13 protein-coding genes are annotated in these 12,733 nt (G+C 36.3%); 3 read left to right on the top strand and 10 right to left on the bottom strand.

Annotated elements, in window-relative coordinates; translation table 11 throughout:
* Window positions 1–10: 10 nt before the first annotated feature.
* Window positions 11–1,384: a sensor histidine kinase gene (locus AC2TFD_RS22020; protein ID WP_484673961.1), complete on the bottom strand. Its 1,374-nt coding sequence runs from the start codon at window positions 1,382–1,384 to the stop codon at window positions 11–13.
* A 322-nt stretch (window positions 1,385–1,706) separates the two neighbouring features.
* Between AC2TFD_RS22020 and AC2TFD_RS22025 the strand changes: the two genes are divergently transcribed.
* Window positions 1,707–2,822, top strand: a complete 1,116-nt coding sequence (locus tag AC2TFD_RS22025) for a YncE family protein (RefSeq protein ID WP_484673962.1) — start codon at window positions 1,707–1,709, stop codon at window positions 2,820–2,822.
* Between the two features lie 57 nt (window positions 2,823–2,879).
* Here the strand turns inward: AC2TFD_RS22025 and AC2TFD_RS22030 are convergent, their stop codons facing one another.
* The 7 genes from AC2TFD_RS22030 to AC2TFD_RS22060 all read right to left on the bottom strand — a co-directional run bounded on the left by AC2TFD_RS22030 (window position 2,880) and on the right by AC2TFD_RS22060 (window position 7,960).
* A complete protein-coding gene (locus AC2TFD_RS22030; RefSeq protein ID WP_484673963.1) occupies window positions 2,880–3,494 on the bottom strand; it encodes a nitrite reductase in 615 nt (204 codons plus the stop codon).
* A 107-nt stretch (window positions 3,495–3,601) separates the two neighbouring features.
* Window positions 3,602–4,189 carry a YdhK family protein gene (locus AC2TFD_RS22035; RefSeq protein WP_484673964.1) on the bottom strand — a complete coding sequence of 196 codons (588 nt, stop codon included), beginning with the start codon at window positions 4,187–4,189 and terminating at the stop codon, window positions 3,602–3,604.
* Between the two features lie 205 nt (window positions 4,190–4,394).
* Window positions 4,395–5,078 (bottom strand): c-type cytochrome, encoded by a 684-nt coding sequence (locus AC2TFD_RS22040; protein WP_484673965.1) that lies wholly within the window; start codon window positions 5,076–5,078, stop codon window positions 4,395–4,397.
* 10 nt (window positions 5,079–5,088) lie between these two features.
* Window positions 5,089–5,538, bottom strand: coding sequence for a PCYCGC motif-containing (lipo)protein (locus tag AC2TFD_RS22045; RefSeq protein ID WP_484673966.1), 450 nt, complete (start codon window positions 5,536–5,538; stop codon window positions 5,089–5,091).
* A gap of 175 nt (window positions 5,539–5,713) precedes the next feature.
* A complete protein-coding gene (efp, locus tag AC2TFD_RS22050; RefSeq protein WP_335518619.1) occupies window positions 5,714–6,274 on the bottom strand; it encodes an elongation factor P in 561 nt (186 codons plus the stop codon).
* 20 nt (window positions 6,275–6,294) lie between these two features.
* Window positions 6,295–7,356 (bottom strand): M24 family metallopeptidase, encoded by a 1,062-nt coding sequence (locus tag AC2TFD_RS22055; RefSeq protein WP_335518622.1) that lies wholly within the window; start codon window positions 7,354–7,356, stop codon window positions 6,295–6,297.
* A 106-nt stretch (window positions 7,357–7,462) separates the two neighbouring features.
* Window positions 7,463–7,960, bottom strand: coding sequence for a YqhR family membrane protein (locus tag AC2TFD_RS22060; protein ID WP_335568436.1), 498 nt, complete (start codon window positions 7,958–7,960; stop codon window positions 7,463–7,465).
* 332 nt (window positions 7,961–8,292) lie between these two features.
* On the opposite strand from AC2TFD_RS22060, the gene AC2TFD_RS22065 reads away from it, so the two are divergent.
* Complete coding sequence (locus AC2TFD_RS22065; protein ID WP_335511730.1) at window positions 8,293–8,685, top strand: SA1362 family protein; 393 nt, start codon at window positions 8,293–8,295, stop codon at window positions 8,683–8,685.
* Window positions 8,686–8,708: 23 nt separating this feature from the next.
* Here AC2TFD_RS22065 and AC2TFD_RS22070 read toward each other — a convergent pair whose 3' ends face one another.
* A complete protein-coding gene (locus tag AC2TFD_RS22070; RefSeq protein ID WP_335511732.1) occupies window positions 8,709–9,593 on the bottom strand; it encodes a patatin-like phospholipase family protein in 885 nt (294 codons plus the stop codon).
* Window positions 9,594–9,682: 89 nt separating this feature from the next.
* Window positions 9,683–10,708: a spore photoproduct lyase gene (gene splB / locus AC2TFD_RS22075; RefSeq protein WP_335511734.1), complete on the bottom strand. Its 1,026-nt coding sequence runs from the start codon at window positions 10,706–10,708 to the stop codon at window positions 9,683–9,685.
* A 194-nt stretch (window positions 10,709–10,902) separates the two neighbouring features.
* Between splB and AC2TFD_RS22080 the strand changes: the two genes are divergently transcribed.
* Window positions 10,903–12,693: an urease accessory protein UreH domain-containing protein gene (locus tag AC2TFD_RS22080; protein ID WP_484673967.1), complete on the top strand. Its 1,791-nt coding sequence runs from the start codon at window positions 10,903–10,905 to the stop codon at window positions 12,691–12,693.
* The last annotated feature ends 40 nt before the right edge of the window (window positions 12,694–12,733 follow it).

The following is a 12,733-nucleotide window of genomic DNA, read 5'->3' on the forward strand; positions in this document are numbered from 1 at the left end:
TAATAGATTATTAATGCTTGTTACTTAGAAAAATGGTAAAAGTTGAACCTTCATTTTCCTTACTGGTTACTCTTATTTGACCATCATGAGATTCAATAATATTTTTCACAACATATAAACCCAATCCTGTGCCACCAGCTTTTCTTGTCCTAGAGTGATCCACTCTATAAAATCTATCCCAGATTTTAGGTAAATCCTCTGGAGGAATCCCTATACCACTATCTTCTATTTCAATTATAATGAACTCCTTTTTTTTATAAGAGCGAACAGTTATTTCTCCTTTATTTGTGTATTTTATTGCGTTTTCAATAAGGTTATAAAGGACTTGTTCCATTCTGTGAATATCAATATTGACTGTATAATTTTCCAATTCAAGATTTCTATTTATTTTTAAACCTTTATTTATTGCAGCAGGTTTAAGGCTAGATGTTACCTTTTCAATGATGGAATCAATAAATGCACTTTCCTTATTTAATTTAAATGTACCGACCTGGAGTTTGCTCATCTCGAATAAATCATTAACAAGAAAAGAAATCCGCTTTGTTTCTTTATTTATAATCTTTAAGTACTCTACTTGTTCCTGACTATCTTTTATGATTCCCTTTGTTAAAATATCGCTATATCCCTTAATATAAGTTAATGGGGTTCGAAGTTCATGGGAAACGGCTGCGAGGAAGTCATTCCTGTTGTCTTCATATTCTTGGAGCTTTTCACCTAACATTTGAATTGAATTTCCGAGTTGTGAAATTTCATCGTCTCCCTTTATTGGTATTATCTGTTTATACTTCCCTAATGACATCCTATTTGTAGCTTCCTTCATGTTTACTAGCGGCTTAGTCAATCTTCGAGAGAGTATCCCGATTAATCCCAGTGCTAACAAAATAATCCCAATGCTTGTTAAAAGAATTAAGATATTCATTACAAAAACAATGTCCCTTAATATATTGGCAGGATAATACATGTATACAAAGCCTTTACCGTTTGCTATCGGAGATGCAGATATTATATATGCGTGATTTCTCCAATCATCTTCGATAATACCACTTAATTTTTCACTTTCATCTGAAAGGAGATGTTCTTTCATATCTTGATCAGGGTTAATAGATGAAGCAAGAATACTTTGTTGGTTATTCGTAATTACTACTTTTGTGACAACATCTCTTTCCATTGCAATAACATGATTTATGGTCTGTTGATCAAACTTTTTCTCTAGAATTTTTGCGTGATTTATTCCTCTTGCTAGCAGGTCCTGTTTGATATAGTCGACGAATAAATTGGTAAACACTCCATATAAAACAATCCCTAATATTAGTAGCAGTGCGATAAAAACCCCGCTAAATAATAAACCAAGCTTGAAGGAGATACTTTTGAAATTAATCTTCATTCTAGGTGATTGCCCCTTTCGCCTTGTTAGGATTGGTACTATTACTATTATCTTATCGTGAAATGATGAAGAAAGTATGCAGTTTGCCAAATTATTAAATCTAGTAAATTCGTTTTAAAATTTTTCCAGCTTCACATTGTATTTTTTAGCCAGCTTTTATTCATTTGAAAATTATTCATTTTAACGTAAAAGTTTGCAGTAAATATGGATTTCACAAAAGTTTAAAGAAATTAAATATTGTTTTTTAGGGAGTGATGATAATCACTACATGACAGTTTTCAAAAAACTATGATGACACTGAAAACATAAAGGAGGTAATTTAATGAAAAAATATTTAGCTTTACCCTTCTCCACTATTTTAATGGTGTCCCTAGTTCTTGCCGGGTGTGGAAATTCAATTGATAAGGAAACTGAAAGGGCAAGTGAGGAGACAGAAAAGAGTGATGTTTCTACAACAGCTCAGGAAGACAAATTTCTATTTACCGCAGATGAGGGTGGAAGTATTACGAAAATTAGTGTAAAAGAGCAAAAAGTGATTTCAACTATAGACGTTGATGGGGTAGTTCATAACATACAGGTTTCACCAGATGGTAAAGTAGTTGCAGCAACGGTTGTTCCGGAAATGAATGATCACGGTGAATCTTCAGGAGATACTCATGATGAATCTTCTGAAGATGGTCATGATGATTCAATGAAGATGAATGGAAAGGCCTTATTTTTTGACTCTGCTACCGATAAGTTAATTAAAGAAGTAGAAGTGGGAAATCATCCTGCCCATATCGTCTTTACGAATGATGGAAAATATATTTTAGTGACCAACAATGGGGATAATAATGTTTCTGTTATAAATTCTAAAGATTACTCTGTTGTTGAAACGATTCCGACTGGAAAAGGGCCTCATGGGTTCAGAGTTTCTCAGGATAATCAGTTTGCGTATGTGGCAAATATGGGAGAAGACACAGTTAGTGTCTTGAATCTTATAAGCTTAAAAGAGGAGAAAAAAATTAAAGTTGGAGAAACACCAGTTACAACAGGAGTTACAACTGATAATAAAACCCTAGTTGTTACTTTAAATAAAGAAAATGCCTTAGCCATTGTAGACTTAGAATCAGGAAAAATAGATAATATTACAGTCGGGACAGGACCCGCTCAAGTTTACATACAGCAGGACGATCAATTTGCATATGTTGCAAATCAAGGAACAGAAGATTCCCCTTCTAATTCTATATCAAAGGTCGATTTACAATCTAAACAAGTAGTAGCAACTATTGAGACTGGCAAAGGTTCACATGGAGTGATAACAAGTCCAGATAATAAATTTACCTATGTAACAAATATGTTTGAAAATACTCTTAGTATCATTGATAACTCTCAAAATACCGTGATTAAAACTTTAAACGTTGGAAAAATACCAAACGGTATTAGTATTATGCCTTAAAATTTCATCTCCGTGAGAAACCCCTGCTCTCCACCTATATCAGGGGTTTCAAATTAATTAAATTAACAAACCTTTGTCTATCCGTTTGAGAAATTTGAAGAAGGATTCGCGTTTTTTACCCTCCTGGGCGTAAAGGTTGATAATCTTTTCAACTATCGAATACAATTTCTCGGGTGTTAAATTTTCAGCAAGGAGGGTACCTACTTGCGCATCGTTCCCCTTCGCTTTACCACCTGCATACAGGTTATAATGATCCCTTACTTTCATGACACCTATATCACTTAGCATTGGCTCCCCGCATCCAACAGGACAGCCTGTATATGCAACCTTTAGGGTAAAAGGAACAGCCTTACCAGCGATACGTCGGTTTAATTCCTTAGCAACCGGCATTCCCTCTTCTTCCTCCCCCTTACAAAAGTTACAGGTTCTTAGGCTCTTCACAAAATTACCAACTGGATAACATGCCAAGCCGACGCTGTTAAATTCCTCTAATATTTCTTCTTTGTTTTTTTTAGGTATATCTATATAAAGTTGTTGAAAGGTTGTTAGCTCTATTTCTTCATCTTCATTTAAATATTTTGCAATGGTTATTAATTGTTTTGGATTCAACCTAGCTCCAAATCCGATACCAGCATTAACGGCAATCTTTATTTTCTTACCATCAGCAGCCATATTTTTTCCTCCCCCATATCGTTTCTCTATACATGAATATTTTAACATGCCTTTTTTTATCACACAGAAAAAGAGCTTAATCCCTAAAAAGGATAAGCTCATCATTATTATTTAGCTTGAGATAGTTCACTTTCCGTTACCCATTTATGATTTGTTACTTTTTCACCGTCAGTGGTTGTAAAATTAACCATATACACGGTTGTTGCTTCTGCAGAATCTATTTCTGCTGTCACTCCATCCATACCTTCCATATGTTCAGCATTTATGGTAACCTCTGATCCTGGTTTAAAAGGTTCATCACCTGCATCTTGAATTTCCTCGTGAATAACCCATTTATGGTTTTCTACTCTTTCTCCGCCATCTGTAGGAGAATACGAAATAGTATAAACAGTGGTGTCATACGCACCCACAATTGTTGCCTCTGCATCCTTCATACCTTCCATATGATCCGATTCAATAATAGCCTGACTGCCAACTTCATATTTTGGATTTTCAGCTGCCATTAATCCTTCAGGGATTTCACTTGAGCCAGAGTGATTCATATTAGAGTGAGAACCTTGTGTGCTTTCATTTGATTTAATCTCTTCTGTTTTTTCTCCTGTTTCTTCATTACCATTTGAGCACGCTCCTAAAACCAAGAACAATGCTGCTAACAATAGTAAAAAAGCTGGTTTTTTTATTCTTTTTTTAACCATTTTATTAACTACTCCTTTTCACTTATTTAACAAACTATATACTAGCAAAAATATGTGCAGAAAATATGGAGGCAGCCCAATACTATGAAACTTCCAAGATGTAAAATAATCAGGTTCTTTATGAATAGAGATATTTCCATAAATCATTAAGTTCATTGATAAAGGAGCCTTAAGGTAAAAGAACCTTGAAACCAACTTAATGGTTTCAAGGTTCAAGATAGTCATTTTGAATTTCTTCTTTTGGTTTAATTGTACGAATATAACTTACAATATCCGTTATCTCATCTTCTTTAAGCTGTCTAACTCCGTCAAGGCCTTTCAGGGTCGGGGCCATTCTTGTTCCTTCACGTCCATAAGCTGTAGTAATCCAAATTTGCTTATCAGTGGTATACTTCAAGTATTGTGGATTTGAAAGAGCTGTCCCCATTTTTACTTTACCTGCACCTGCTTCTCCATGACAGTTAATGCAATAAACATTATATAGTTTTTCACCGTTAACAACATCACCGGCAATCGTCTTCGGAACTTCGAACTGGATTTCCTCAGATTGCCAATTCCTTACAAAGGCAACAACATTTTTTAAATCCTCATCCGTCAGTCTTGGACCGTAGCTGGGCATTGCTGTTCCTTCTCTGCCAAATTTTACACTATTGAAAATATCCTTGTCACTTACAGTATTTAAATAGTTTTGATTATTTATGGCGGTTCCGGCATTTTTGCCTTCACCCTTACCATTTTCACCATGGCATATTAGGCATTGCTTGTTATAAATCTTTTCACCGGCTGCAACAGCTTTAGAATTCTCACTACTAAAGATATCACTATTTGCAATACTAATAATAATCCCAATTATAATAATAATGTAGAGACCGTATAAAACTTTTTTCATAAGTTATCCCTTACTTAGGTTCTGGCGTTGGAGTTGGCTCTCCATAATCCTGATATTTCGTTGTGATTAAGTCATATATTTTCTTAGGGCTTTTACCGCTAAGGTTCATTTCTACCGCCTCCCGGGCGATATCGATACAAACGTCTCAGGCTATACCCATTGAATCCCAAGCTTGAACAGCATTTCCTTCTCCAAATTGATCAATAAAACAATCTAGATTACTTTTATGGCCGTCAGAAGCAAAACATCCACAATAACATGGAACACCTGCGACAACTTCAGGATAGTTCGATACCATCGCATATGTATCCTGAACTAACTCTGAAGAATTTAGAACATAATCTGGAAATGGCTCATGTTTTTTATCTAAAGTTTCATTTATATCTTTGGAACTGCTGCAGGCTGCTAATAGCAGGGCTATAGCTGTGCAGAAAAACAAGAGAGATAGAAGTTTTTTCATTATCTGTGTCACCCCTTTGCAATTATTATGTAATTCTATCTTTATTTTAGCAAAAACCTATCCTTGCAATAGGAATCAATTATTACTATTTAGTGAAGTTTTCACAATATGTGTGATAGTAACATTAAAAATAAAAAAACCTTAGACCGGGTTATAACGGCCTAAGGTTTTTATGTTATGCGCGGGAAACGTAAGAAGCTTCTGTTGTGTTAATAATTAATTTATCGCCTTGATTGACGAAGAATGGAACTTGAACATGAAGTCCTGTTTCCAGTGTAGCAGACTTAGTGCCCCCTGAAGAAGTATCGCCTTTTATTCCGGGCTCGGTTTCTGTCACTTCTAATACAACAGTATTTGGCAGCTCTACACCTAGCGTTTCATGACCGAACATCATGATATGAACTTCCATGTTTTCTTTTAAAAACTTCAATTCATATTCAATATTGCTTGCAGGAAGCTCTACTTGTTCGTAAGATTCCATATCCATGAACACATGCTGGTCACCGCTGGCATAAAGATATTGCATTTTACGATTATCAATCTGTGCTTTTTCTACTTTTTCACCAGCGCGGAAAGTTTTCTCCTGGATCGCTCCATTACGAAGATTACGAAGCTTGGAACGAACAAATGCCGCACCTTTTCCTGGTTTTACATGTTGGAAATCAAGAACGCGCCATAGGCCGCCGTCCACTTCGATGGTTAGCCCAGTTTTAAAATCATTAACAGAAATACTCATGTTTTATCCTCCTAAGTCCATTACAAAATAATAAGTTCTTTTGTTGAATGAGTCAAAGCTTCGTTCAGATCCTTCGTTACGAGCGTATCATCCTCAATTCGTACCCCGCCAAGACCCGGTATGTAAATACCTGGTTCAACCGTAACGATCATACCTGGTTCAAGTACGATATCAGAACGGAAAGAAAGTGTCGGCCCTTCATGGACTTCAAGACCAATTCCATGACCGGTTGAATGTCCAAAGTAATTACCATAACCTTTTTCCGTTATGTAATCACGCGTCAGAGCGTCTGCTTCTTTCCCAGTCATCCCAGGTTTAATTCCTGCCATGCCTCTAGCTTGTGCTTCAAGGACGATTTCGTAAATTTCTTTCAACTTTGCTTCAGGTTCACCCACTGCAACGGTTCTTGTAATATCTGATACATAGCCGTTGTAATAAGCACCGAAGTCGAGTGTAACAAAATCTCCGGTTTCAATCACTTTATCACTTGCCACTCCATGTGGGAGAGCTGATCGATGACCTGAAGCAACAATAATATCAAAAGAAGAAGAAGTTGCTCCTGCCTTACGCATAAAGAACTCAAGTTCATTGGATATATCTAGTTCCGTTACTCCCGGACGAATAAAATCCAATATATGTTTAAACGCAGCGTCAGCAATATCCGCTGCTACCTTTAATATCTTAATCTCTGATTCCGTCTTAATCAAGCGTAACTTTTCAATAACTCCTGAAATCGGAATAAGTTCTGCTTCAACTTCTTTTTCATATGCTTTATAGGTGGAAAAAGTTAAATGATCTTCTTCAAAACCCAGCTTTTTTATGCCTAGTTTTTTTGCTTGTCTTGCCACTTCTTCAACAAGCGTTCCTGTCATTTTTACAATTTCATATCCTTCGCATTGATTAGAAGCTTGTTCTACATATCTGAAATCTGTAATGAATTGTGCCTTGTCAGCACTTATCAAAACCACTCCAGCAGAGCCAGTAAAGTTTGTCATATATCGACGGTTAAATTGGCTTGTAATTAAAAAACCGTCCAAACCATATGTAGAAAAACTTGATCGTAACTTTTCTATCCTTCCCATTTCTCCCACTCCTCACTATGTCATCCCACGACAGAATATTTCTGCCATTTTCAGTAATATATCAACAATATTTTACCATATAATATTCATTAAAGACTAATATCGATTAAGTAGCTGACTCATTTTCTGCCATATGATTAATTTCATATTCATAGTTAATGGAATATCCAATAAATAATCCATAAACCATATATAAACAGATCGTTGTTATCAATGTGTCGCGGCCTAAGGATAAGAAAGGCTTTATTCCAGGAAATATTGGATTTAGGATTAGGTATACGATTAAGAACAGTCCAATCCCATAAGCTAATCCCAGCCATACTCCGTTAAATTTTTTTAATGCCAGGGAATAAACAAATGCTGCTCCAACTGAAAAAAGACCTAACAAGATAATTGAAATTACCGTTCCCAACCATTCATTTTTCCATTTTCCTAACGCCCACGGTTCTAGGATAACATTTGGACGAATCTCAGTAAAATTAAAGTAATAGGCAATAAAACCGAGAGTCCCCCAAAAAAGACCTCCAAATAATCCCGTCCAGAAAACAATAGCAGTAAAAGACATTGGTTTGGGGTAATTTGATTTATTTGGCTCGTTAGCCATAATTATTGACCTCCTATAAGGGTGTTTTTGTGCTCTAAAATATTACAATCCATTAGATTCCACTATATTATGCCCTTACCTTGGGCTTCACTTGCATTTAATAAAACTTTTAATTGGAAATATGAGGTCATCCTAGAGGTTTTTTCTTACTTGAAGTAGAATAAAGTTAAGTACATACATTTTTACTATGTATTTCGATTTACGTCTTATGAACCGGTCTTCCCACCTTGGGAGGGACCTTTAAATAGCAGCTATCGCTGAAGAAATTGTTTAAAACATTATTGTTTATGTGTTTAAAAAATTAAGATAATGATTATGATGCTCTTAGGGAGGTGGCGTTCTTGAAAAATCGAGTTTCCGTTCCTTTGGTTGGTAGTGTTATTGTTCTAGGTATCATTGGCCTTATTGGAGCATTTACTAGCGATCCTATTGGTTTTCTTCAGAGTGTAGCAGTCTTTGCATTAGTCGGCTTAGCCATATTCTTTGTTTTCCGTCTAATTGTGAGAGCAAATCCTCAGAAAAAAGAGCAGCAAAGGTTTATTAAAGCAGCTAAGAAATCAAAAAAGAGATTACAATCGAAAACAGGGGAACTACAGACAAAAAGTTCTTCTTTTGGCTCGCTAGCTTCTTTAAAGAAAAGCAAGAAGATAAAAAAGAAATCTCCAGTTCATTTAACTGTCATCGATGGTAAAAAAGGCAAAAAGAAAAATCGAGCGTCCTTATAAACGCTCGACTTTTTTTTGCCTCCTTAATAACACCAAGACTTAAAGAACTTTTTGGCAGCTTCTCTTCCTAATTCAAACAATTCCTGTTTCTTTTCATCTGTCAGATGGAACTCTATTGACAATGCCCCCTCAGAGGGAATAAAAATGATGTTTTGGGCATGTTTTCTAGATACATAACGTGAATCATGTGCGTCCTTCATCGTTTCAAACAGGGCTCCGAACAATTGAATTGCATTTTTTATTTTATGTTTTTCGTGCTCATATTCATCTGCACTTAACTTAATTCCGATTACTGGCCTCACCTTTTGTATATTTTCCCGGTCAAAAAGCCACATTGGAAAATTACTTAATACTCCACCATCAACAATCACATTTATTCCATCCATCGATTTTAATTTTACAGGTTCAAAAAAATACGGAATACTGCAGCTCATTCTTACCGCTTTTGCAACAGAAAATGATCCAGGTGATAAACCATAATTCACCAAATCATCCGGCAGTACCATCAACCTTCCATTTGAGAGGTCGGAAGCGATAATTCTTAGGCTTTGCGGCGGCAAATCCGAAAATGTTCTAACTCCTTTAGCAGCTAGTTTTTGTTCAATCCACTTTTCTAACTCATTTCCTTTATACAATCCTAGTCTCCAATAAACAAACAGCCATTTAGCCAATGGAAATGGAATGATCATTTTCCGGGCGTCAAGAAACTTAGTTAAATCAAGCTCATCCAGTTGCTGTTCAATCTCACCACTGCCATAGCCAGCCGCGATTAAAGCCGCAACAATTGATCCAGCACTCGTTCCTGCAACACGTTCAAATTGAAAACCTCTTTTTTCAATCTCTTGAATAGCCCCGATAAGGGCAAAACCTTTAATTCCTCCTCCAGAAAAAACACCGTCTATTCTCATGGCAGCCACTCCTAAAGGTGAACTCATTGTTACACTTTAAGCGGCGGCTGAAAGAAATAGTACGGTGTACAAGTAAAAAAATAATTTTTTTAAGTAAAATATTCAACAGTGGCATTTGGAAAATATTCTGCTATATAATTACGAATCGTGGATTCTAATTCATTTGCCTCTTCTGTCGGATAAACATATTTACCAATTCCATAACGACCCCATTTGTATTTTCGCTTTTCCTCATCCATTTCTAGTTTGGTTTTTGGATACCGCTTGGCAATCACATTTTTTGCAGGTTTTGTAAACCGGTGTTGAATGAGCTCAAACGTTAAATCAGGTATATCAATTCCCGCAAGTTCACCGCTTAAGCGTTCGAATAGTTCACGGTACCCTTCTTTCCAATCTTCATGCAAATAAATGGGAGCGACAATAAAACCCAAAGGATAGTTTGCCTTGGCGACCTTCCTAGCAGCAGATAATCGATCTTCAAAGGAAGAAGTTCCTGGCTCAAAGTTTTTAATTACATAGCGTGAATTTACACTAAACCTGAACCTTGTTTTCCCATTATGATTGGCATCTAAGAGATGGTCGACATGATGGAATTTCGTAACAAATCGGAGCCTTCCAAACTCTGACTGTCCAATAAATTCAATTGTCTTCTTTAGCGAGTGTGTTAAATGATCCAAACCAACAATATCTGAGGTACATGCAGCTTCAAACCTTGTTATTTCTGGCTGACGCTCATCCATGTACTTTTGGGCTTGGTCAAAAATATCGTCTAAGTTTACGTAGGTGCGAATGTATGGTTTACTGCCAAGTGTAGTTTGCAGGTAGCAATAATGGCAATGTCCCATACAGCCAGTAGCCAAAGGTATGGCATATTCTGCTGATGGCTTTGAAGTATCGAATTTAAGTGTCTTTCTAATTCCAACTACCAAGGTTGATTTTGCATTTCGGTATTTCTGATTTTCATTTTCTCCTGGTAAATCTCGAATCTGGTTATGAGAGGTAGTCTCTCTTATCTCTAGATTTAACTTTTCAAATTTCTCTTTCAGTTCTCTTCCAAGCGGGTATTCTAATGCTTTTGGTTCAAAGTATACTAATTGAGGCATGAACGGTTCCAAATTGTTTTCCTCTTTTCAATCAATTTTATAGGATGATCAATTTTTTTATTAACATGGTTCATCATTTGTTTATATTTTGTCTACAAATTGTTCACCTTACTACTCTTTTTCTTCATATCATCAACACAAAAATTTCCTATACTTTACCTATCATTTAGTCAGTTAATCAAACAAGTAAAGGCAGGGAACTTTTTATGAGCATGACTAGGGAAAGTATAAAGGTATATGAAATGACCTGTACCTCCTGTGAGAAGCGGGTTGAACGAACAGTTAAAAAATTAGAAGGAGTAGTGAATGTAAATGCAAGTTTTAGCGGTCAATTTGCGGATATTGAATATGATGACAAACTATGCGATGTAAAAAAAATTAAAGCAGCCATTCAAAGTGTTGGATATTGTACTGAAAAGTCTAATGACATTAAATTTATCGGCATTTTAATCGCTGTAGCAGCCGTAGTGCTGCTTGGAATTAATACTGGGAACTATGATATGGAATCACAACTTAATAATGCTTCTTATGCTGTCTTATTTGTTGTAGGAGTCATTACCTCTATTCATTGTGTAGGGATGTGCGGCGGGATTATGCTTTCACAAAGCATTGGAAAAGAGAGCAAGAATAAATTTGAAGCAATAAAACCAGCTCTCTTATATAACGCTGGGAGAGTTGTTGCTTATACCATTCTTGGCGGCGTCATTGGTGCAATTGGTTCTGTTTTTGCTCTATCTCTTAATGCTAAAGCCGGATTACAGTTATTTGCTGGTATTTTCATGATTATGTTGGGCTTTAATATGTCAGGGTTCAAGGCTTTTAGGAAATTCCAAATTAAGTTACCTAATGTTGCCTGCAAAGCAATGAGTAAACCAAAGGCCCCATTTTTTGTCGGTCTTCTAAACGGGTTAATGCCATGTGGTCCGTTACAAACGATGCAAATATTTGCTCTGGGAACAAGCAGTGCAGCAGCTGGTGCACTATCGATGTTTATGTTTTCAATCGGTACTGTCCCTCTAATGCTGACTTTTGGAGCTTTGTCTGGATTATTAAGTAAAGGGTATACGAAGAAAATACTTAAATTTAGTGGTGTATTAATTATTATGCTTGGCCTTATTATGAGTAATAGAGGGCTTGCTCTTGCAGGTATGAATGTTAGCCCAATGGCAATTATGGCTAATATTGGTGCCTTCGGTGACGCAAGTGCCTCTTCAGACCCATCGAATGCCACTAAAGCAACCATTCAAGATGGTGTTCAGGTTTTAAATATGACTGCTAATGTTTATGGCTACACTCCAAAAACCCTTTATGTCCAAAAAGGAATGCCGGTTAAATGGGTGGTAGAAGGTGAAGAAATTACTGGCTGTAATAATACGATTGTAGTTCCTGACATGAATATTCAACAGAAACTGCAAAGCGGTAATAACCTTATTGAATTCACACCTGGGGATGAAGATCTTAATTTTAGCTGTTGGATGGGAATGAAACGTGGGGTCATTAAGGTGGTAGATGATCTTGAAGCGATCACGGCTTCAAGCAGTGACGGTGAGGGTGTTGATTCAGCAGTTACTGCACCTCCTGCGGAACCTGTAAAGCCTAGTATCTACGGAAATGACTTTAGTAAGGTAGCGACGGATCGTTTAGTTAAGATAGCTGATGTGGCTGCTACCGTGCAGAGTATTACCATTAAAGGAACTGGATATGAGTTTGAGCCATTAATCATGGTAGTGAATAAGGGGATACAGACAAAAATGGCATTAGATTTAACTGCCTTTGATAGTGCAGATGGCTATTTTATGATATTGAATTCGACAACAAAGCAAATCGCAACTGATTTTACAGGCAGCAATGGGATAAATAATATTGAATTCTCTATTAGTGACGTAGGATCATATGGTATCTTCTTAAATGAACAAGAATTGCTTGGAATCATTGAGGTTGTTGAAGATATAAATACAGTGGACGTTGAAAAGGTTAGAGCGAAGTATATTCAGTAATAACAAAGAGCTTTATAATCAATTGATTACAAAGCTCTTT

The organism is Neobacillus sp. plas4 (assembly GCF_057221695.1).